The sequence below is a fragment of the Pseudonocardia sp. ICBG1293 genome, from assembly GCF_020131355.1.
In the GTDB taxonomy this organism is placed as follows: domain Bacteria; phylum Actinomycetota; class Actinomycetes; order Mycobacteriales; family Pseudonocardiaceae; genus Pseudonocardia.
In genome coordinates this window covers 75,089-97,020 of record NZ_JAHLEL010000044.1, presented here as the reverse complement: position 1 = coordinate 97,020, position 21,932 = coordinate 75,089, and the positions used below count along the sequence as shown (strand labels likewise).

At 75.5% G+C, this 21,932-nt stretch carries 15 protein-coding genes and 1 pseudogene; 5 read left to right on the top strand and 11 right to left on the bottom strand.

What is annotated here, in order from left to right; translation table 11 throughout:
• Positions 1–10 precede the first annotated feature (10 nt).
• The 10 genes and pseudogenes from recD to KPF47_RS20380 all read right to left on the bottom strand — a co-directional run bounded on the left by recD (position 11) and on the right by KPF47_RS20380 (position 17,202).
• Complete coding sequence (gene recD / locus KPF47_RS20425) at positions 11–2,017, bottom strand: exodeoxyribonuclease V subunit alpha (protein ID WP_224390337.1); 2,007 nt, start codon at positions 2,015–2,017, stop codon at positions 11–13.
• On the bottom strand, positions 2,014–5,493 hold the full coding sequence (locus tag KPF47_RS20420; RefSeq protein ID WP_224390336.1) for a UvrD-helicase domain-containing protein: 3,480 nt from the start codon (positions 5,491–5,493) through the stop codon (positions 2,014–2,016). Before KPF47_RS20420 ends, recD begins: the two co-directional genes overlap by 4 nt.
• Positions 5,490–8,867 (bottom strand): exodeoxyribonuclease V subunit gamma, encoded by a 3,378-nt coding sequence (recC, locus tag KPF47_RS20415; RefSeq protein WP_224390335.1) that lies wholly within the window; start codon positions 8,865–8,867, stop codon positions 5,490–5,492. Before recC ends, KPF47_RS20420 begins: the two co-directional genes overlap by 4 nt.
• Positions 8,868–8,914: 47 nt before the next feature.
• Positions 8,915–10,327: an SDR family NAD(P)-dependent oxidoreductase gene (locus tag KPF47_RS20410; protein ID WP_224390334.1), complete on the bottom strand. Its 1,413-nt coding sequence runs from the start codon at positions 10,325–10,327 to the stop codon at positions 8,915–8,917.
• A gap of 81 nt (positions 10,328–10,408) precedes the next feature.
• Positions 10,409–11,068 carry a heme oxygenase (biliverdin-producing) gene (locus tag KPF47_RS20405; protein ID WP_224390332.1) on the bottom strand — a complete coding sequence of 220 codons (660 nt, stop codon included), beginning with the start codon at positions 11,066–11,068 and terminating at the stop codon, positions 10,409–10,411.
• Between the two features lie 100 nt (positions 11,069–11,168).
• Positions 11,169–11,768: a TetR/AcrR family transcriptional regulator gene (locus KPF47_RS20400; RefSeq protein ID WP_224390330.1), complete on the bottom strand. Its 600-nt coding sequence runs from the start codon at positions 11,766–11,768 to the stop codon at positions 11,169–11,171.
• A gap of 45 nt (positions 11,769–11,813) precedes the next feature.
• Complete coding sequence (locus tag KPF47_RS20395; protein WP_224390328.1) at positions 11,814–12,299, bottom strand: peroxiredoxin; 486 nt, start codon at positions 12,297–12,299, stop codon at positions 11,814–11,816.
• A gap of 198 nt (positions 12,300–12,497) precedes the next feature.
• Positions 12,498–14,388, bottom strand: a pseudogene (locus KPF47_RS20390) (primary-amine oxidase).
• Complete coding sequence (locus KPF47_RS20385) at positions 14,385–15,944, bottom strand: APC family permease (RefSeq protein ID WP_224390326.1); 1,560 nt, start codon at positions 15,942–15,944, stop codon at positions 14,385–14,387. Before KPF47_RS20385 ends, KPF47_RS20390 begins: the two are co-directional and overlap by 4 nt.
• A 193-nt stretch (positions 15,945–16,137) precedes the next feature.
• Positions 16,138–17,202 carry an IS630 family transposase gene (locus tag KPF47_RS20380; RefSeq protein WP_255659991.1) on the bottom strand — a complete coding sequence of 355 codons (1,065 nt, stop codon included), beginning with the start codon at positions 17,200–17,202 and terminating at the stop codon, positions 16,138–16,140.
• A gap of 108 nt (positions 17,203–17,310) precedes the next feature.
• Between KPF47_RS20380 and KPF47_RS20375 the strand changes: the two genes are divergently transcribed.
• From KPF47_RS20375 to KPF47_RS20360, 4 genes are all read left to right on the top strand, one after another.
• Complete coding sequence (locus KPF47_RS20375) at positions 17,311–18,714, top strand: APC family permease (protein WP_224390324.1); 1,404 nt, start codon at positions 17,311–17,313, stop codon at positions 18,712–18,714.
• Complete coding sequence (locus KPF47_RS20370) at positions 18,711–18,860, top strand: hypothetical protein (protein ID WP_224390322.1); 150 nt, start codon at positions 18,711–18,713, stop codon at positions 18,858–18,860. The genes KPF47_RS20375 and KPF47_RS20370 overlap by 4 nt, the downstream gene beginning before the upstream one ends.
• Positions 18,861–19,062: 202 nt before the next feature.
• The gene (locus tag KPF47_RS20365; RefSeq protein ID WP_224386690.1) at positions 19,063–20,295 is read left to right on the top strand and encodes an IS110 family transposase; all 1,233 of its coding nucleotides are present in this window, start codon (positions 19,063–19,065) and stop codon (positions 20,293–20,295) included.
• Positions 20,296–20,332: 37 nt separating this feature from the next.
• The gene (locus KPF47_RS20360; protein WP_224390320.1) at positions 20,333–20,929 is read left to right on the top strand and encodes an IclR family transcriptional regulator C-terminal domain-containing protein; all 597 of its coding nucleotides are present in this window, start codon (positions 20,333–20,335) and stop codon (positions 20,927–20,929) included.
• Between the two features lie 27 nt (positions 20,930–20,956).
• Here the strand turns inward: KPF47_RS20360 and KPF47_RS20355 are convergent, their stop codons facing one another.
• A complete protein-coding gene (locus KPF47_RS20355) occupies positions 20,957–21,352 on the bottom strand; it encodes a DUF6319 family protein (RefSeq protein ID WP_308015444.1) in 396 nt (131 codons plus the stop codon).
• Between the two features lie 194 nt (positions 21,353–21,546).
• On the opposite strand from KPF47_RS20355, the gene KPF47_RS20350 reads away from it, so the two are divergent.
• Complete coding sequence (locus tag KPF47_RS20350) at positions 21,547–21,927, top strand: VOC family protein (protein ID WP_224390318.1); 381 nt, start codon at positions 21,547–21,549, stop codon at positions 21,925–21,927.
• Positions 21,928–21,932 lie beyond the last annotated feature (5 nt).

Sequence of the window (21,932 nt, the reverse complement as noted above, 5' to 3'; positions counted from 1 at the left end):
GCCCGGGACCTCAGGTCCCGAGGCGCTGCTGCAGTCCGCTCGCACGCCCGGCCGGGCGTGCGATCGCGGCACGTACCGCCTCCTCGGTGCCGATGATCCGCACGGACTCCTTCGCCCGGGTGACGGCGGTGTAGAGCAGCTCGCGGGTCATCAGCGGCGAGTCCGCGGGCGGCAGCACCACGGTGATCCGCTTGAACTGGCTGCCCTGGCTGCGGTGCACCGTCATCGCGTGGACGGTGCCGACCCCGCCCAGGCGGGCTGGCTCGAACGCGACGGAGGAGTTGTCGCGGGCGAACACCGCGCGGCGGCCGGCCGCGGTCCGGACCACGACCCCGGTGTCGCCGTTGAACAGGCCCAGGTCGTAGTCGTTCGTGGTGACCAGCAGCGGACGGCCCGGGTACCAGGGGGCCTCGGCGGCGAAGCCGGGCCGCTCGGTCTCGACCCACCGCTCGATCTCGGCGGTCCAGCGGGTCACCCCGTGCGGGCCGCGCCGGTGCGCGCAGAGGACACGGTGGTCGTCGAGCACCCGCAGGGCCTGCGCGGAGTCCCCCGACTCGGCCGCACCGATGACGTCCACCGCCGCCCGGGTCACGTCCTGGCGGAAGGTGTCCAGCCGGCGCGGTTCGATCTCGGCGGCGTCGCCGTCGACGAAGGAGAGATCGGCCGCGCCACCGCGGAGCAGTGCGACGGCGGCGTCGGCGTCGGCGCCCTGGACGGCGGCGGCGAACTCCGCGATCGTGCCGCCGAAGCGCCAGTTGCGGTGCAGCCGCACCACCCCGTTGCGCACGACGACGGGCGGCCCGGGCTCGGCGGGCGCCGGGGCGGCCCCGGCACCGGAGGCCGGCACGGACCGGTCCACGCGGAACGCGCCGCAGGCGGTCAGCGCCTCCTGCAGGGCGGGCTCGGCCGGGCCACGGGCGGCGGCCAGGTCGCCGAGCACCGCACCGGCCTCCACCGAGGCGAGCTGGTCCGGGTCGCCGACCAGCACCAGCCGGGCGTCGGGGCGGACGGCCTCCAGCAGCCGCGCCATCATCGTCAGCGACACCATCGACGTCTCGTCGACGACCACGACGTCGTGCGGAAGCCGGTTGCCGCGGTGGTGGCGGAACCGGCCCGAGGTGCCGCGCGAGCCCAGCAACCGGTGCAGCGTCGACGCCGTGGCCCCCGCGACGGCGGCCCGGTCGGCGTCGGGCAGCCTCCGGTGGGCCTCCGCGACGGACTGGGTCAGCCGGGCCGCGGCCTTCCCGGTCGGCGCGGCGAGCGCCACCCGCAGGTCCGGTGCCCCGGGCGGGGCGGTGGCGCGGTGCAGGTCGTGCAGGACGGCGAGCAGCGCCGTGACCGTCGTCGTCTTGCCCGTGCCGGGGCCGCCGGCGATGACGGTGACCGGCCGCAGCGCCGCCACCGCGGCCGCGAGGCGCTGCCGTTCGGCACCCGGGTCGCCGAGCAGCCGGTCCAGCGCCGCGCACAACCGGTCGGGGTCGACGGCCGCGACCGGTCCGGCACGCGTGGTGAACCCGCGGCGGACCAGCTCCTCCTCCTGCCAGTAGCGCTCCAGGTAGAGCAGGTCACCGAGCAGGCGCAGCGGTCGCCCGGCGGGACCGTCCTCGCCGAGCGCGACCAGGGGACTGGCCGCGCACTCCGCACGCCAGGCGGCGGGCTCCGGCCACGGCAGCCCGGACACGTCGACGGCGACCTCGCCCTCCCCGGCGGTCGTGGTCGCGGCACTCGCCAGGTCCACGCACACCGACCCGTTGCGGATCGCGCGCACGGCGAGCGCCGCGGCGAGCACCACCGGTCCGGGCTCGGCGGCGGCCGGGTCGCCGGCACCGGTCGGGTCCCCGCGCCCGCCCAGCGCCGCGAGCCGCCGGGCGACGTGCACGTCGCCCGGGGCCAGGATCTCGGCCTCGTTGAACGCGGCGAGCACCCCGGTCGCGGTGCGTGCCGCCCGCGGACCGAACGGGTCCCGCTCGGGGGCCGCCGGCGCCGTCGTCGCCGGGGCAGGGGGTGCGGTCGTCACGGGGTGCCTCCGTCCAGCAGCTCCGACAGTTCCTCGACCAGGGCGGCGGGCGGTCGCCAGGCGAACACACCGCACGGTGCGGCCAGTGGACCGGACCCGGTGACCGGGGTGTCCGGGCCGCACATACCGCGCAGGAACAGGTATCCGACCCCGCCGAGATGGACCTGCGAGTCGTAGCCGGGCAGTCGCCACCGCAGGAAGCGGTGCAGCGCGACGGCGTAGAGCAACGCCTGCAGCGGGTAGTGCGCATCGGCCATCGCCGCGGCCAGCCGGTCGGCGGTGTAGTGCGCCGCCGTCAGCGGGTCCCGCCCGGACGGTCCGACCGGCCCCAGCCAGTTCGTCTTGTAGTCGACCACGAGGAACCGTTCGCCGGTCGCGTCCCGCACCCGCAGCACCGAGTCGATGCTGCCGGTGAGGTAGCCGCGCAGCGGCTGTCCGGCGAGGTCGGGGGAGTCGAGGAGGTCGGCGTAGCCGTGCAGCGGGTCGCCGGGGCCCAGGTGCCTGCGCACGGCGGCGGCGAGCCCGGACAGGGTGAGCCGCCCCGAGGGGGTGTCCCCGCCGCACAGCGGCAGCTCGAAGTCGAGCTCGGACAACCGGTCCTGCGGTGCGACGTCGGCCAGCGCCAGCCCGGACGCGATCGGCCCGAGCGGGGTCCGCAGAACCGGGACGAGTGCCTCGGCGAGCTCGTCGGGGTCGAGGTCGGCGGGCTGGTGGCGCAGCTCCTCGGTGACGTGTGCGACCACCTCCGCGCGCAGCGCGGGGTCGCCGTCGGCGGCCGTGGTGGTGTCGAGGTGCTCCAGCACGGCGTGCACCAGGGTGCCGAACCCGGTGCCCGAGGGGAGGGCGGCCATGGGGGAGGGGAACGCCGCCGGGTCGGCCCCGTCCGGCGCCGCGGACGCGACCGGCCCCGCACCGGGTGGCGGGGCGGAGGGCTCGTCGACGATGCCCTCGTCCTCGGGCTCGGTCAGCACCCCCGGTGCGGTCGCGGCCGGCTCCGGCTCGGTGTCGAGGGCCGGGTGCGGATGGTGCGCGGCGTGGGCGGCCGCGGTCAGCGCGGTGTAGGACGTGCGTCGCCACGCGGTGTCGAGGGCGCGGGCGAACGTCGCGACGGCCAGCCCGTCGCGGGGCGGCTCCGGCACGCGCTCGGCGGGGTCGCGGTCGTGCAGGGTCTCCACCGACGCGCCGGCCGGGGTGAGCCGGTCGCGCAGGAACGCCAGCGCGTTCGCGTCGCCCGGGACCTTCGCGGTCGCCGCGGGCTCCACGCCGGGGCCGGCGTGCCCGAACAGCACCCGGTGCAGCGACGACGCCGCGGTCGTCGTCCCCGGGACCCACCAGGCGACGACCTGGCTGCAGGCGCGGGTGAGCGCCACGTAGAGCAGCCGGAGGTCCTCGCCCGCCTCCTCAGCCTGGTGCAGCACGATCCGCCGGGTGCGGTCCGGACCGGTCGACCCGCCGACGTCGAGGAGCCGTCGCTGCCCGTCCCCACCGGCGGGGGTGTCGTGGTAGAGCAGCGTCTCGGGCCGGTCGTCGACCCAGCGGTCCCACGCGAACGGCAGGTACACCACCGGGAACTCGAGCCCCTTGGACCGGTGCACCGTGACGATCTGGACGGCGTCGGCGTCGGACTCCAGCCTGCGGCTCCGTTCGGCGGAGGTGTCGCGGGCGGCCTCGCCGATCCGGTGCCGCAGCCACTCGGTGAGCGCGGTCGGGCCCAGGTGGCGCTCCAGCGCCGCGGAGTGCAGCACCTGGCCGACGTGCCGTACGTCGGTCAGGTCGCGCTCCCCGTCGGGGCTGCGCAGCAGCCGCTCGGCGGGGGCGTAGCGGGCGAACACCGCCTCCTGCAGGGCGGCGACCCCGCGCTCGGCGAGGACCTGGTGCCAGGCGCGCAGGTCCGCTCCGAGCTGGTCGACCAGGCGCTCGGCGTCGGGCCCGCAGAGGTCGGCCACGGTGTGGCCGACGAAGCGGGTCAGCGCCGCGGCGCGCAGCCGCATCGAGCGCTGCGGTTGCTCGACGGCCTCCAGCAGCGTCAGCCACTCCGCGGCCACCGGCGTGGTGAAGACGCTGGTCGAGCCGGTGAGCACGGCGGGGACCCCGGCCGCGGCGCAGGCGTCGCGCACCAGCAGCCCCTGGGCGTTGGTCCGGACCAGCACCGCGACCTGCCCGGGACGCAGCCGTCCGCCCGCGAACGTGGCGGTGCCGTCGAGCAGCCGGGACAGGTCGACGGCGACGTCACGCGCCACGACCGCACGGGCGCCCTTGGCCCGGGCCAGGCCGCGCCCGGTCAGGTCGAGCCGGTCCCGGTCGACCAGCCGCAGCCGCAGCGGGGCGTCGTGGCGGGCGGTGAGCCGTCGGCCGGTGTGGTGGGCCTGGACCGGGTGCACGACGATCCCGGTGTCGCCGAGGGCGGCCTCGCCGAACACCCCGTCCAGAGCGGTGAGCAGGGCGGCGTCGCTGCGGCGGTTGGTCGACAGGGTGCGGGTGGCCGCCGCCTCCTCGGCGGCCCGCAGGTAGCTGTGCACGTCGGCGCCCCGGAAGGCGTAGATGGCCTGCTTGGGGTCGCCGATCAGGACCAGGGTGGTGTCCGGGGCGGAGTGGAACGCCAGGGAGAGGATCTCCCACTGCAGCGGGTCGGTGTCCTGGAACTCGTCGACGAGCACCACCGAGAACCGCGACCGCAGCCGTTCCCGGGCGGCGGGGCCGCGGACCGGGTCCCGCAGCGCCGCGGCGAGCCGGGTGAGCATGTCGTCGTAGCTGTAGATGCGTGAGCGGCGCTTGCGGGCGTCGACCTCCCGGCGCACCGCGGTGGCGAAGCCGTGGCGGGTCGCGGCCGGGGTGGCCGGGTCGGCGTCGCGGGGCTCCAGCTCGGCCTGCGGGTCGCCGACGGCGCGCCGGGCCAGCGCGAGGGCCGCGGCCCGGTCGAACGCCGGGCGGCCGGCGTTCGGGGCGGCGTACTTGCGCACGTAGAAGTCGTCGACGACCTCGGTGACCACGTCGTCGACGTGGTCGACGAACTCCGCGTCCGGGTCGTTGTCCCCGGCCACGCCCAGCCCGGCGAGCATCTGCATGCAGAACTGGTGGGTGGTGGCGATGGTCGCCGCGTCGAAGGACGCCGACGCCGCCGCCAGCCGGTCCCGGCGCCGCTCCAGCTCGGCCGGGTCGGTCGCGGCCAGGTGCGCGACGACCGGGTCGGCGTCGCGGGCGGGCGGGCTGGCGCCGGCGAGCACGGCGGCCAGCGCCCGTTCGGTGCCGACCAGGCGTTCCCGGACCCGTTCGCGCAGCTCCTGGGTGGCGTCGCGGCCGAAGGTGACCAGCATCAGCCGATCCAGGTCGGCGACGCCCTCGGCGACGTAGCGGGTCGCCAGCGCGGCGATCGTGTAGGTCTTGCCCGTCCCCGCACTCGCCTCCAGCACCACGGTGCCGGTCGGCAGCGGGCCGTCGACGGAGAAGGTCGGTGCGGACAGGAGACTCGTGCTCACGGCGCGTCCTGCCTCTCGTGGTCGAGCAGCGGTGCCCACAGCCGCACGGCGAGCTCCCCGAAGCGGGTGGGCTCGGCCCCGGCGCCGGGCTCGGGACGGACCACCAGGGGGCCCCCGGCGGCGCCCCGGACGAAGACGTGCGGGGCCTCGGTGTGCTCGAAGCGCGACCACTCGCTCTCCGCGGCGGCGAACGCGTTGGCCGGGACCACCCCGCGGGCACGGTTGCGGGCGTAGACGGCGGCGGCGTCGGTCGGCAGCGGCAGCGGTGCCCGCAGCCCCTCGCGACGCAGCGCGACCAGGTCGGCCAGGGTACGGCGGGCCAGCCCCGGCTCGACCGGGCCCAGTACCGAGCGGGCGGCGCCGCCGGGCCCGCGCCCGACGGTCACGGTGGTCCAGGGCCGGTCGGGATGGGCGGCGGCCAGCGCGAGCAGCTGCACCCACGCGCGCAGCCGGTGCTTGGCCTTGAGCCGCGAGTACTCGACCCGCACCACGACGTCGCCGTGCAGGCCCGGCACCGTCCCGGCGACGGCCCGGCCGTCCTCGGGCGTGCCGGTGAGCTGTGCGACGAGGTCCTGCGAGCCCGCCTCGCCGGTCGCGACCGCCGCGGCGGCGGCGACCAGGGGCTCGACCTGCCCGCCGACCTCGGTCAGCACCCGGTGCCCGATCCCGCCGGGCGGCAGGTCCCCGCGCAGCGTCTCGGCCCGGGCGACGGCCTGCGGCGCGGCGCCGGCCAGCCGGTCGGCCAGCAGCCGGTCCCCGATCCTCCACGTGGCCAGGCCGTCGAGCTCGACCGGCAGCGCGTCGTCGGGCTCGACGTTCTCCTCCGGCGGCAGCACCCGCACCCGCTGGCGCAGGAAGGCCCGCACCGGGTGCTCGACGAACGCGACCAGCTCGTCGAGGTCGACCACGCCGTCCGGCGGCTCCTCGGGCGGCGGCAGCGGGGTCGTGCCGAACAGCGGGACGACGGTGCGCGGCCCGGCCGCGGCCTCGGCGCCGCGCAGCGCGGCCCGGTCGAAGCTGAAGGGACCCTCGGCCAGCAGCTCGCCGGTGGCGAAGTTGCGCGGGTCGAAGGGCTGCAAGGGGTGCCGCGCCCGCAACGCCCGGGACGCCGTCCTGCCCGACCCGGTCCGCACGCAGGCGTCGATCGCGTCGCACAGCTCCCCGACGGGCACCGACGGCGGCCGGTCGGCGCCGGTGCGCTCGTCGGCCCCGGACGACACCACGACCAGGTGCCGGGTGGCCGAGCAGATCGCGTCGAGCAGCAGCTGGCGGTCCTCCCCGCGCGGGTCGCGCTCACCGACCACCGGGTCGCGGGCCAGCACGTCGTCCCCGTCGGGGGTACCGGCGCGGGGGAACACCCCGTCGTCGCAGCCCAGCAGGCACACCACCTTGTGCGGGACGGCCCGCATCGGCACCAGCGTCGCGACGGTCAGCGTGCCGGTCCGGAAGTCCGCCCGGCTGGGCCGCCCCCGCAGCCGCTCGGCGAGCAGCCCGCGCACGTCGGGCAGGTCGAGGTCGACGGTGGCGGCCTGCGGCCCCGCGGAGGCGACGACGTCGGCCAGCTCCGCGCGGGCCTGCCCGGCCTGCCAGGCGTCGGCGGGGGTGGTGTCGGTCAGCGCGGACAGCCCCTCGGCCAGCGCGTCCACCCAGACCGACAACGGCTGCGGCCCGCGCAGCGCGGCGAGCACCGTCGCGAGCCGGTCGACGAACTCGGCGAGCCGCCCGACCAGGTCGACGTCGGAGGAGTCGACCTCGTCCAGCGGCAGCGCGGTGCCCAGCCAGGCCGGGGCGCCCGGGGTCTCGGCCATCGCGACGCCGACGAGCATCCGGTCCAGCCCGGCCCGCCAGGTGTTCTGCTCGACGCCGTCGAGCCGGTAGGGCCTGCGGTGCGCGGCGTCGAGGCCCCACCGCACCCCCGCCGCGGTGACCAGCTCGGCGACCCGCTCCAACGCGTCGTCGTCGAAGCGGAAGCGCCGTCGCACCGGGGCCGAGGCGACCAGGTCGAGCACCTGGGAGGCGCTGACCCGCGACCCCGCCAGCTCCAGCAGCGACGACACGGTGCCCAGCAGCGGGTTCGCCTGGCGCAGCGCGCGGTCGGCCAGGCGCACCCGCAGGCGGTGCCCGGGGTGCAGCTCGTCGCGGGAGGGACCGGCACCGTCCGGGGTGTCCGCGTCCGGCGCGAGGCCGAACGACGCGGTGATCAGCGGCGCGAACACCTCGATGTCCGGGCACATGACGATGATGTCGCGCGGTTCCAGGTCCGGGTCGGCGGCGAGCAGGCCGAGCAGCACCTCCCGCAGCACCTCGACCTGCCGGTCCGGCCCGTGGCAGGAGTGCAGCGCGACGCTGCGGTCGGCCGGGTCGAGCAGCGGCCGGTCCGCGGGGGCGGGCGGCACGGCGTCGTCGCTCAGGGCGGTCTGCAGGCGGCGGAGCAGGGTCGGCGGGCCGGTGTCGGCCGGGGCCGGGTGGTGGGTGTCGGTCACGCCGCGCCCGGCCGCGGGCAGCCGCAGCGCCAGCTCCCGGGTGTCGCGGCCGAGCGAGCGCAGCAGCGGGTGGCGCACGGCCTCGGCGCTGGTGTCGGCGGCCCGCGACGGCACCCCCGCCGCCCGGCCGGCGCGCACCGCCTCCCACATCACGGGCGACGGGTGCGGCAGCCACAGGTGGACCTCCCGGTGCGCGGCGAGCGCCTCCAGCACGGCGAGGTGCTCGGCGGCGAGCCGGGTCGGGCCGAACAGCGACAGCCGGGGCCCGATCTCCGGGCCCGGGTCGGCGCCCGCGCGCAGCCGGGCGACCGCGGTGTCGAGCCGCTCGGCCGGTCCGGGGACACCGAGCGCGGCGTGCAGCCGGCGCCACAGCTCCGGCTGCCAGCCCAGGTCGGCGGGCACCGCGTCCTGACCGGCGTGCCAGCGGCGCAGCAGCTCGGGGCGGTGGGTGGCGTAGGAGCCGAACAGCCCGGCCAGGGTGCGGGCGAGCGCGTAGCGGCGGCCGTGCCCGCCCCGCTCCAGGTGGGCGGCGAGTGCGGTGAACCGGGTGTCCGCCGCCCCGGCGACGGCCTGGTCGATCAGCTCCAGCAGCGGCCACACCGACCGGCCGGGTGACCACGGGTCGGTCGCCGGGTCGGTGCCGGTGACGTGCGCGACGACCCCGCCGAGCAGCGCGGCCGGGGCCGGGAACCGGACGTTCGCGCAGATCCCGCCGCTGCCGGTGCCCGCGCCGAGCCGGTGTGCGAGCCGCTGGGCCAGCCACCGCTCCACCCCCCGCTCGGGGACCGCGACGGTCTCGGCGGCGAACGGGTCGCCCGAGCCGACCGCCAGGACGTCGGCGAGCGCCTCCACGAGGGTGTCGGCGCGTTCGGCCCGATGGATCTCCAGCACGCACCGCACGGTAGCGGCGCCCCCCGACGGTGACGGGCGAGACCCCGCTACCAGGAGGACACGCGGTAGTTCTTCAGGAACACTCCGTGCAGGTCCTCACCGGACTCGCCGGCGACGATCGGGTGGTAGACCCGGGCGGCGCCGTCGGCGAGGTCGAGCGGGGCGTGGAACCCCTCCTCGGCCAGGCGCAGCTTCATCGGGTGCGGCCGCTCGTCGGTGATCCAGCCGGTGTCCACCGCCGTCATCAGGATCCGGTCGGTCGCGAACATCTCGCCGGCGCTGGTGCGGGTCAGCATGTTCAGCGCGGCCTTGGCCATGTTGGTGTGCGGGTGACCGGGCCCCTTGTAGCCGCGGCCGAACACCCCCTCCATCGCCGAGACGTTCACGACGTACTTGTTGCGCGCGGTGGACGCCGCCATCGCCGGGCGCAGCCGGGACACCAGCACGAACGGTGCCGTCTGGTTGCACAGCTGCACCTCCAGCAGCTCCAGCGGGTCCACGTGCTGGACGTGGTCGACCCAGCTGTTGACCGCTGCGGTGTCGGGGAGCAGCCCGCCCGCGTCGACCGCGGTGCCCGCCGCCATCCGCTCCGGGGAGGCCGAGCGGGCCGTCGTCGCCAGTGCGGCCAGGTCCCGGCCGCCCGGCACCGCCCCGGCCAGCAGGACCGGGTGCTCGCGGGAGGCGCTGGTGAACGACACGATCTCGGGCAGCTCGCCCGCGGGGAGCTCCTCGTGCTCGGCCGCCTCCAGCGCGGAGTACGAGCCGGGGGAGCGGCGCACCGTCTGCGCGGCGTTGTTGACCAGGATGTCCAGCGGGCCTGCGGCGGCGACCTCGTCGGCGACGGCGACGACCTGGGCCGGGTCGCGCAGGTCGACCCCGATCACCCGGAGCCGGTGCAGCCACTGCGCCGCGTCGGGCAGCGCGGCGAAGCGGCGGGCGGCGTCGCGCGGGAAGCGGGTGGTGATCGTCAGGTGCGCGCCGTCGCGCAGCAGCCGCAGCGCGATGTACATCCCGATCTTGGCGCGGCCGCCGGTGAGCAGCGCGCGGCGCCCGGACAGGTCGGTGCGGGCGTCGCGGTGGGCGCGGTGCGCGGCGGCGCAGTCCTGGCACAGCTGGTGGTAGAAGGCGTCGACCACGGTGTAGCGCGTCTTGCACACGTAGCAGCCCCGCGCGCGGTGCAGCGTGCCCGCGGTCGCGCCGGGGGAGTGCGACACCAGCGGGATGCCCGCGGTCTCGTCGTCGATGCGCCCGGTCGCACCGGTCGCGGTGGCGGCCTCGTCGGAGACCTTCTCGGACCGCCGCTTCTCGGCGCGGCGCCGCAGCCGGACCGACTTCCAGATACCCGCGGTCGCCCGCCGCACGACCACGGCGTCGGGGTGTTCGGGCGGCAGCGCGTCGACCTGGGCCAGTACCTTCAGCGCGGTCGCGAGCTCGTCCGGGTCGATGCCGGGGCTGGACACCGGGACACTCCTGGGTTCGGTGGTCGGGGGACGGGCGTCGAGTCTAGGGAGCGCGCGTCCGCCGTCCGGGGGAGACCCCGCTCAGGACGCCAGCGGCTGGCCGAGCCCGACCTCCTGCGCCATCTCCTCGAGCACGGCGATGTTCAGCTCGAAGGCGTGCACCGCCTCGGCGAGCAGCCGCTCGCGCTGCGCCGGTGTCCAGGCCGCGCCGTCGAGCAGGGCGCGGTAGCGGGCCCGGAACCGCGAGGGGCTGCCGAGGGCGGTGAAGTCGTAGAACAGCCGACCCGGTCCGTCGATGCCGTAGGTGCGCTGCAGGGTCTTCCCGACGACCTGGCCGCCGGCGAGGTCGCCGAGGTAACGGACGTAGTGGTGGGCGACGAACAGGGCCGGGTCCGCCGCGGTCGCGCGCAGCCGGGCCACGTAGGCCGTGGTCGCGGGGAGGATCCGGGGGACCCCGCCGCCCAGGGCGTCGAGGTCGGCGTGCAGGGCGGGCACCCGGCGCAGCTCGTCGATCACGAACGGCGCCGCGACCGGGTCGGCGGCCAGGGCGTCCCCGGCCGTCTCGAGCGCGGTGTAGATCGCGACGTACTGCTCGGCGAGCAGGGTGTAGCCGCCCAGCGGCAGGGCGCCGTCGAACAACGCCCCGAAGTAGCTGCAGTGGTGCGCCCGCTCGTGGACCGGCCACGTGGCCTGGCGGAGATCGGCGGACAGCGTGCCCGTGATGGGGGTCGTGGCGTCCATCGGCCCTCCCGTGACGTGACGTCTGGTGCGACGGCACGGCGCCGGATCTGACACCGTGTCAGATCACGATGCTAGGGGGCGGACGCGGGTAAGGCTAGCCTCAGTCGCGCGCAACCGTCGAGACCGCTCGCAGCACGGCCGCGACCGCGGTCTCCACCGTGACGTCGAGCTCGGCCGGGTCGACGTCGACGATCCGCCTGCTCGACAGCGCCCCGGCCACGACGGCGGCGAGCACCCGGGGGTCGTCGTCGACCATGCAGCCCTCGGCCGCGCCCTCGCGCAGCACCGCCACCAGCCGGTCCCCGATGGGGTCGGCGTGCGCGGCGATCCGGCGGTAGGCGGCCGGGTCGAGCGCACCGGCGAGTGCCTGGCCGGGCGGCAGGTGGAACTCGGCGAGGCGGCGCAGCTGCATCCGGGCGAAGGCGGCGAGGCGCTCGTGCGGGCCCGGCGCGTCGGCGAGCGCGGCGTCCAGCTCGGCGACGTAGCGCTGCGCCTCGTGCTCGACGAACGCGACGAGCAGGGCCTGGCGGTCGGGGAAGTGGTTGTAGAGCGCCGAGCGGCCCACCCCCGCGGCGGTGGCGACCCCGGACAGGGTCACCGTGTCGAAGCCGCGCTCGTAGAGCTGCACGCGCAGCGCGTCGAACACGCGCTCACGGACCTGCTCGCGGTGCGTGGCGAGCGAGCCCAGGACCTTCGGCACGCGGCCGAGTGTAGGCCCGCGCGCCGAAGGTCCGGGGGGTCGCGCTCAGAGCTGGGCGAGCACCGACTCGACGCCGGAGACCTCGACGGTGGACGGGACGTCCTCGACGCCGATCCAGCGCACGACGCCGTCGGTGATGATCGCGGCGTAGCGCTTCGAGCGGGTGCCGAGACCGAACTTCGAGCCGTCCATGTCCAGCCCGGCGGCCGTGGCGAACTCGGCGTTGCCGTCGGCGAGCATCAGCACCGCGTCGCCGGCGCCGCGGGACTCGGCCCACGCCTCGAGCACGAACGCGTCGTTGGCCGAGGTACAGGCGACGGTGTCGACGCCCTTGGCCTTGAGCTCGTCGCGGCGCAGCACGAAGCCCGGCAGGTGGGTGTCGGAGCAGGCCGGGGTGAACGCGCCGGGCACGCCGAACAGCACGACGGTGCCGCTGCCGAGCACCGAGGCGCTCTGCACCGGCTTCGGGCCCTCGGCGGACGGGGTCATCAGGGTGACGTCGGGGATCTGGTCACCGGCGGCGAGAGCCACGGGTTCCTCCTGCAGCTACGGGGTGGAGCGGTCGGCACCGACCCTAGTCCGCCACCACCCCGCACGACCCCGCGCCGTCGTCACACCGCCGCCCTGTCCGCAGACACCGCCGCACACGTCGTGCACGCGCCGCACAGGACAGGACCCGTGCGGCGGCGACACGACGTGTGCGGCGCCGGCCCGTGGTGGGGCGGGTGGTCAGTGGCAGCTCGTCGGGGCCGGGGGCACGTCGAGGGTCGGGTTGCGGTCGAAGAACCCGGCGGGCTTCAGGACGAAGCCGGTGTGGTCGACCGGCATCACCGGCCAGTCCTCCGGGCGCGGGAAGTGCGTGAGGCCGAAGGTGTGCCACAGCACGACGTCCTCGCCGTCGAGGTCGCGGTCCGCCGCCACCCAGGACGGCAGCCCGTCCCCGCCCGGGTTCTGGTTCACGAAGTCCCCGGCCGGGTAGCGCTGCGCCGGGTCGTAGCGGGTCACCCACAGCGCCTTCGAGGCGAACGTGGCGCGGGCGTGGATCGACGACGCCGGGTCCGCCAGCAGGGTGGGCTGGCCGTGCGGGTGCAGGACGTAGCCGACCGGCCGGCCCAGCGCATTGGTCTTCTCGGTGTTCACCACGTGCCAGACCCGCCCGGACCCGGGATCGGCGTCCCGCTGCGCCTGCGACTCGCGGGTCAGCCGGGTCGCCGAGCGGGCGAACGCGTTGCCGTGGGCGTTGCCCTCGCCCATCGGCACGCGGACCGCCTCGACCTCCTCGACGGCGTTGGCCGTGCCGTCGACGGTCATGTCCAGCCGGGCGGAGAACAGGTGCTGGTGGAACGGCGCGCCCAGGCCCGGCGCCACCTCGGTGGCGTACTCGCCCGGCGTGCCGGAGGTGAACACGATGCCGGTCGCCTTGCACTCCAGCTCGATGGTGCCGTCGAGGTAGAGGTCCGTAGTCGTAGTTGCCGATCGGGGTGAAGAAGGAGATCACCAGGCGACGCTGGCGCCGCACCTCGCGGGCGCCGGTGAAGATGTCGGTGTGCTTCCAGAGGACCCCGTGGTCCTCCTCGTGCAGGCAGATGGCGTTGCCGATCGTGCGCGGGTTGCCCAGGTCGTCGGCGACCACCGCGTCGAGGTAGTGGATGTCGCCGAGGCAGTCGCAGCCCAGCTGCAGGGAGTCGGCGTAGCGGGCGAACATGTACTCGCCGCAGTCGAAGTAGTTCTGCCAGAACCGCACCGGCGCCGGGTCGGCGTAGGGCACGACCATCTCCGCGACCGAGGCCCGGTAGCAGATCGGGCGGTCGTCGAAGGCGATCTGGTGCAGGGTCAGACCCTCGCGCTCGTTGAACCCGACGCGCAGGTCCCACTTGCCCCAGCGGACGCGGCCGTCGGTGACGGTGAACGAGCGCCCCTCGGGCTGGGTGATCTCGATCGGCCTCAGCGAGGTCATGTGCTCGCCCTGCACGGCCGGGTCGTCGAAGTTCCCGCTGGTCGCGGGCACCGGGACGACACCGGTGTCGATCACCCGGTCGACCGTGCGGGCGGTGAGGTCGACGTAGGCGACGAGCCCGTCGACGGGGTGCGCCCAGGCGTGGTCGGCCTCGTGGTCCTGGCGGAACCCGAAGGCCCTGGCGAGCCGGCGGCCCTTCTCCCCGGGGACGTCGTAGACACCGGCCGAGAGCGGCACCGCGCGCACCGAGGCGGGCTCCAGCCCGCGCTCCTCCAGCGCGGCGAGCCAGTCCGGTGAGGCGTTGAGGACGTCCTCGATGAACTCGAACTCCGAGTCGATGATCGGCGGCTGGCCCTCGCGCTCGGGCTCCAGCTCGCGGCTGGAGACCAGCTCGCGGCGGGTGGCCGAGACGACCGTGTCGTGGGACCGGCCGGTGCCCAGGTCCAGCAGCACCGCGCGGAAGCTGCGGTCGGCGTCGGTGCCGTCGGGGTGGGCGAGCACCTCGGACTTGGCGGGCTCCTCGGGGGCGAAGAACGCGAAGCGGACGTTCTCGCCGAGCAGCCCGGCCGCGGCGAGGACCTCGCGGACGGCGGTGACCTCGGCCGCGGTGGTCGGGGCCAGTGGATGGGTGGCGGTCGTGCGCGGCTCCTGGACGGCGGTCATCGGGTCTCCTCCTGGAGGTCGGTTCCGGCGGTGTCGTGCCCGGTGTCGTCCCCGACGACGGTTCCGGGCGCGGCGGACGAGGGCAAGGGCCCGGGGCGGGCACCGGTGAAGCGGGTCAGGACCGCTCCGAGGACGAACGCGGCGACGAGGACCCCGCCGATGGCGGTCGCCAGTGCGGGGGAGCCGCCTATGAGGGTCGGGAAGTTGGCGACGGTCAGCCACAGGCAGGCGAGCAGGCCGGCCAGCCCGAGCGCCGGGGCGAGGACGGTGTGCCAGACCCGGGTGTCGACGGGCGGGCGGCCGTCGTGCCGCGCGTCCCGCCCGCGCTGCGCGCGGAAGAACACGAGCACCGCGGCGCAGGTCAGGGCCATCAGCGCGAGCACGCCGAGGGTCGCGGTCCCGGCCATCCAGGCGAACACCTGGGTCACCGGGTCCATCCCGGTCACCGCGAACACCACGATCAGCGCCAGCGCGGTCCCGGACTGGGCCAGCGACGCGGCGTGCGGCGACGCGTGCCGGGCGTGGCTGCGGCCCAGCGCGGCGGGCATCGTGCCGGCGTTGCCGAGGGCGAACAGGTAGCGCGAGAGCACGTTGTGGAACGACAGCAGCGCCGCGAACAGGCTCGTGACCAGCAGGACCTGGGCCAGGTCGCCACCGAGGGGGCCGAGCACCGCCGTGACCGTCGTGATGATCATGTTCCCGGGGTCCTCGGTCGCCCGGGCCACGGCGCCGGCGTCGCCCCAGGCGGAGACGACCGCCCACGAGGACAGCGCGTAGAAGGCGCCGATCAGGACCAGAGCCAGATAGGTGGCGCGGGGGACGGTCCGCTCGGGGTCGCGGGCCTCGTCGCGGAACACCGCGGTGGCCTCGAAGCCGATGAACGACGCGATCGCGAACATGATCGCGATGCCGAGCGAGCCGGACAGGAACTGCGACGGCACGAACAGTGCGGTCGACCGGCCGGAGCCGAGGCCGCCGGTCGCGGCGACGACGGCGTCGAACACCAGCACGATCGCCACCTCGGCGACCAGCAGCGTGCCCAGGACCTTCCCGGACAGCTCGATGTGGCGGTAGCCCAGCACCCCGGCGACGACGAGTGCGGCGGCGGCGTAGAGGTACCAGGGCAGGGCGGGACCGCCGTAGTGCTGCACCAGCGCGTCGACGGTCGCGCCGAGGTAGCCGTACACCGCGGCCTGCACGGCGGTGTAGGTGACCAGCGCGAGGAACGCCGACCCCAGACCGGGGGCGGGGCCGAGCCCACGGGCCACGTAGGCGTAGAAGGCGCCGGCGCCCGGGACGTGCCGCGACATCGCGCAGAAGCCCACCGCGAACAGCAGCAGCACCACCGCGCACAGCACGAAGGTCATCGGGAACGCGGCGCCGTTGCCCGCGGCCAGCCCCAGCGGCACCGTGCCCGCGACGACGGTCAGCGGCGCGGCCGCGGCGACCACCATGAACACGATCGGCCCGGCGCCCAGCGTCCCGCGCAGACGGTGCCGGTCCGCGGGCTCCGCGGACGGCGACGGTGGTGACGGGCGGGGCGCGGGTGCGCTCACGGTTCCTCCTGGCGGTCGAGGCGGTCGAGGCGGACGTCGGGTGCCGGGACGGTGGCCGGTGCCGCGGACCGTGCACAACGCCGGATCCCGTGTGGTGCGAATCACCGGTGGTGGTGTTCCCGCACGGCGGGAACGGCGCCGCAGTTTTTCTCGTTCGACCCGTCGTCGCTGGTCATGGCGTCGACATGGGGAGCTAGTGTCGCGTAAACGATGTTCTTTGACCGGGTCGGCAGTGGTTGAGTAGGTGGTCTGCGGGTTTGGTCCAGATGAACGGGTGGCAGCGTTCGTTCCAGCCGTCGATGAACCGGCCGATCGCGCCGATCAGTTCTCTGACGCTGCCGAAGCTGCCGTGGCGAATGGCCTGGCGGGTGATGACCCCGAAAAAGACCTCGACCATGTTCAGCCACGATCCCGAGGTCGGGGTGAAGTGCAGGGTGATCCGCGGGTTGCGGGCCAGCCAGGCCTTCACTGCGGGGTGCTTGTGGGTCGCGTAGTTGTCCACCACCAGGTGCAGCTTGCGCCGCGGGTAGGCCTTCGCGACCTGCTTGAGGAACCGCAGGAACTCCTGATGGCGATGCCGCGGCAGGCACGCCTGCTCGACCCGCCCGGTCGCGACCTCTAACGCCGCGAACAGCGTGGTGGTGCCGTGACGGACGTAGTCATGCGTCCGTTTCTCCGGGATACCGGGCATGATCGGCAGGATCGGCGCTGTCCGGTCCAGGGCCTGGACCTGGGATTTCTCGTCGACGCAGAGCACGACGGCCTTGTCCGGCGGGTTCAGATACAACCCGACGATGTCGCGGACCTTGGCTTCGAGCTCGGGATCGGTGGAGAACTTGAACGTCTCGGACTTCCACGGCTGCAGCCCCCACCGCCGCCAAATCTTGCCGATCCACACGTGGGAGATCCCGAGCTCGGCACCGAGCAGCCGTGACGACCAGTGCGTGACTCCGAGCCGCTCAGGCGGCGGTTCCAGCGTGGCGAGCACGACCGCGACCTCGTCGATCACCGGCGGCCGGCCCGCCTTGGGCCGGTCGGCCAGCCCGGCGATCCCCTCAGCGGCGTAACGCTTCTTCCACCCGATCACCGTCGCCTTCGACGCCCCGACCAGTGTGACGATGTCCTTGACCGCCACCCCGTCCGCGGCCAGCAACACGATCCTGCCCCGTCGGGCCAGTCCCGCCGAAACCGACGAGGAACGCAGCCAGGACTCCAGCACCTCGCGGTCGGCGGCCGGAACGTCCACGGTCACAGTCAACGGCACAGCTCATGATCCCGTAAACCAGCCCGTGAGTAAAGTAACCTAGTTACCGCAACACTAGTGTCCGCGGGCGAGGATCACCGGTGAGGGTGGGGAGGGGGCGTCGTGACGTCGTTGCGTGACCGGTCACCGGTGCACGGCCTGGCCCGGCGACGGCTGGGCCCGGCCGACGTCGCGGCCCAGTCGATCGCCGGATCGGCGCCCTCGGCGGCGATGGCGGCCACCCCGGTGATCGTCGCGGGGATGGCCGGGGCGGGCACGGTGTGGTCGTTCGTCGTCGCCGGTGTGCTCGCGCTGCTCGTCGCCGCCTCGATCGCCCGGTTCACCCGCCGGATGGCGGCGCCCGGGGGGATCTACACGCTGACCGCGCAGGGCCTCGGCGCCGGACCGGCGTTCGCGGCCGGGATCGCGACGCTGGCCGGGTACCTGCTGCTGTGCGGCGCGGCGATCGCGGGTGCGGTGGCCTACCTCGGGCCGCTGTGCGGGCCGTGGGCGACCGGGCCGCTCGCGTCGGCACTGCTCGCCGTCGCGGTCGGCGCGGTGGTGACCGCGCTGGTCGTGCGCGGGGTCCGCCCCGCGGCGCGGGTGGTGCTGCTGGTGGAGGCGGTCGCGGTCGCGGTGCTGGTCGGGGTGTTCGTGGTGCTGCTCGTCGGCGGCCCGCTGCCCGGCACCGGTGCTCCCGCCCCGCCCGCCGGCCCGGGTGCGGTCGCCGCGGGCGTGGTGCCCGCGCTGGCGGCGTTCATCGGCTTCGAGGTGGCCACCTCGCTCGGGGCCGAGGCCCGGCGCCCGTTCCGGTCGGTGCCGCGCGCGGTCACCGCGACCGCGGCGGTGACCGCCGTGCTCTACGTCCTCGCGGCCGCGGTGCAGGTCTCCGGGTTCGCCGCCGTCCCGGGCGGGCTGGCCGGGCAGACCCAGCCGGTGCAGGTACTCGCCGTCGCCCGAGGCTGGTCCTGGATCCCCCCGCTGCTCGACGCCGCGCTCGTCCTGTCCTTCCTGGCCTGCGCGGTCGCGACGACCACCGCGCTGTCGCGGGTGCTGTTCGCCCTGGCCCGCGACGGCGTCGTGCCCCGCCCGCTGGGGCGCACCCACCGCCGGTTCCGGATCCCGCACGTCGCCGTCGGGCTCGGGGCGCCCGCGGCGACGCTCGCGGTCGCCGTCCCGGTGGCGCTGGGCGTCCCGGTCGGGACGGTGCTCGCCGCGCTGCTCGGCGTCGCGACGGTCGGGTTCCTCGTCGGCTACGCGCTGGTCTGCCTGGCCGCGCCGGCCTTCCTGCGCCGCATCGGCGAGCTGACCCCGGCCGCGGTCGCGACCGCGGTGGTGGCCGTCCCGTCGCTGGTCGCGGCCCTGGTCGCGTTCGTCGTCGCCGCCCCGGCCACCGGGATCGCGCTCGCCGTGGCGCTCGGGGCCGGTGCGGTGTGGGCCGTCGTGCTGCGCCGCCGCGGGCGGCTGCACGGCCTGGGCGTCTACGACGAGACCGTCGCCTCCGACGTCTGGGGGCGGGCCCGGTGACCGCCGACCCGGTGCCGCTGAGCGGCCGGCAGCCGCGGGCGGTGCGGACCGCGCTCGCCGTGCTGGAGGAGGTGGTCGCGGCCGGGCCCGGGGTCACCGCGAAGGAGCTGTCGACGGCACTGCGGCTGCCCCCGTTACCTTCTTGATCAAGCCCGCTGAGGGCTTGCAGGCCGCCGGCCGCGGTATGACTGACTGCCCCTGTCGCCCGATGATCTGGGGGGTGTTGTCGCCGTGGCCGGAGGGCGCCAACGACCGCTGATAGAGACCTGACCCGTGTGGTCTGCTCGTAACGTGGCTGCCGGCGCGGGTGCTCGTGGTCGGCCTGCCGCGACGAGAAGGGAGCGGCGGTTGCCCGATCCTGACCAGCACCCGACCGGGTTCGCGGTGTTCTGCGGCCTGGACGTGGGCAAGTCCGAACACCACGCCTGCGCGGTCGACACCAACGGGAAGCGGGTGCACGACAAGGCCCTGCCCAACGACGAATCGGCGCTGCGCACCGTGCTGTCCGGGCTGGCCGAGCACGGCGCGGTGCTGATGGTCATCGACCAGCCCGCCTCGATCGGAGCGCTGGCCATCGCCGTCGCTCGTGATCTGGGGATCACGGTGGCCTACCTGCCCGGGCTGGCGATGCGCCGCATCGCCGACCTGCATCCCGGGCAGGCCAAGACCGACGCCCGCGACGCCCACGTGATCGCCGAGGCCGCCCGGACGATGCCGCACACCCTGCGCCGGGTCGGCACCGACGACGAGACCCTCGCCGAACTCACTGTGCTCGCCGGTTACGACGATGACCTGGCTGGGCAGAGCACCCGGCTGACGAACCGGCTGCGCGACGCCCTGCTGCATGTTCATCCCGCCCTGGAACGCCTGCTCGGGCCACGCCTGGACCGCGGTGGCGTGCTCGACCTGCTCGCGGCCGCGCCCACCCCGCAAGCCCTGCGAGAGCTCGGCGCTGACGGGATCGCCGAGACGATGCGGGCCCGGTCGCCTCGACTGGCCCGCACCCTTCCCGCCCAGATCCTGACCTCGCTCGACGCCCAGAGCCTGACCGTTCCCGGCACGGCCGCGTTCGCCCGTGTCATCACCGGCGTCGCCGGGCAGCTGCGCCAGGTCCACACCGAACGCGACCAGCTCGCCGACGAGCTCGAAGCCCGCCTGGAGGCCCACCCTCTTGGACCGGTCCTGACCTCGATGCCCGGACTCGGGGTCAGGACCGCCATCAAGATCCTCACCATCGTCGGCGACGGCTCCGGGTTCCCCACCGCCGGGCACCTCGCCGCTTACGCCGGCCTCGCCCCAGTCACCCGCCGCTCCGGCACCTCGATCAAAGGCGAAACCCGATCCCAGCGCGGCAACCACGCCCTGAAATCCGCGCTGTTCCTGTCCGCATTCGCCGCCCTGGCCGACCCCGCCAGCCGCGCCTACTACGACCGCAAACGAGCCGCCGGCAAACGACACAACGCCGCCCTGATCTGCCTCGCCCGACGCCGCACCGACGTCATCTACGCCATGCTCCGCGACCGCCGCCCCTACAACCCGCCCACGGTCAACAACCCCGATCCAGAACTCGCCGCCGCTTGACGAACCCATAGAGACACCCCCCGCGACCACCTACCGGGTGCTGAACCTGCTCGTCGGGGAGGAGTACCTCGTCCGGCTGCCGGACCTGCGCGGCTTCGCGCTCGGACGCCGCGCCGCCCGGTTGTCCCCGGTCGCGGTCCCGCGGCTGCCGACCGCGGCGCGCACAGTCGTCGACCACCTGCGGGGCCGGGTCCGCTGGGGCGTGCACCTGGCGCTCTACGACGGCGCCCGGCTGCAGGTCCCCGACCCCGACCCGGACCACCCGCCCAGCGACGCCGACCTGCTCGCCCGGCTGCCCCAGGCCTCCGCGCTGGGCCGGTTGCTGCTGGCCGAGCAGCCCGACTGGCGGGCTCTGGTCCGCGACCTGCGCCCGGTCACCGACCGGACGGTCACCGACCCGGACACCCTCGACGCCGTCCTCGACGAGGTCCGCCGGGACGGCCTGGCCGCCCAGACCGGTCAGCTGCGCCCGGACCGCGGGTGCCTGGCGGTGCCGGTCCGCTCACCCGCCGACGGCGCACTGGTCGCCGGGCTCGCGCTGTCCGGCCCGGCGGCCCGGGTCGCCGACCCGGACCCCGAGCTGGTCGCCCTGCTGCGCGAGCACGCCGCCCTGCTGGGGCCGCTGCTCGGCTGAGGCCCCACGCGGTGCGCCCCCGCGCGGTCACTGCTCCAGTTCGGCCAGGTCCTTGCGGGCCTGCTCCAGCTCGGCCTCCAGCTCCGCGACCCGCGCGGCCTTGGCCGCCCGGGCCCCCTCGATGAGCTCGTCGACCGGCCCGGCGAGGTCGGCGTGCAACGCCGCGGCCGCCGCGGACACCGCCGACGCCGTGACCGGCAGCCCGCGGGCGACCCACGTGCTGCCCTGCTTCAGCTCGGCCTGCCAGTCGCCGTCGGCGGACCCGCTGACGGTCAGGGTCATCGTCACGACCCGGGTGGTGCGGGCGGTCGAGCCCGGTGGCCTGCCCCGCCTGCGCTTGGGCGGCTCGGGCGTCCCGGCGCTCGCGGGGTCCGCGGGGTCCGCGGGCGGGGTCTCCCCGCCGGTCGTCAGCTCGTCGTCCACGTGCGTCCTCGTCCCTCTCCACTCGGCTGCACGGCCAGGTACAAGGGTGATTCACGAACGCCTGTTCGCCGGTAGCGACCCGCCCGATTGGTCCGTGTGGGTGTCGGTGCGCGGTGACGGTCACGGTCCGCCGCGACGGCGGTCACCCACAGGAGGATCGGCGTGGCGGTGGCCCGGGTGCCAGCATCGTGACCATGCGGATCGACCACCTCGACCACCTCGTGCTGACCGTCGCCGACGTCGACGTCACCCTCGCCTTCTACACCCGCGTGCTCGGCATGGAGGCCGTCGAGTTCGGCGGTGGCCGCCGCGCTCTCGCCTTCGGCCCCAGCAAGATCAACCTGCACGAGGCGGGGCGGGAGTTCGAGCCGAAGGCCGAGCGGCCCACCCCGGGCAGTGCCGACCTGTGCCTGATCACCCTCGACCCGTTGGAGCAGGTGCAGCGCGACCTCGCCGAGGCCGGCGTCGCCGTCGAGGAGGGGCCGGTCGAGCGGACCGGGGCACGCGGTCGGCTGCGCAGCGTCTACCTGCGCGACCCGGACCGGAACCTGATCGAGATCAGCAACGAGCTCTGACCCCC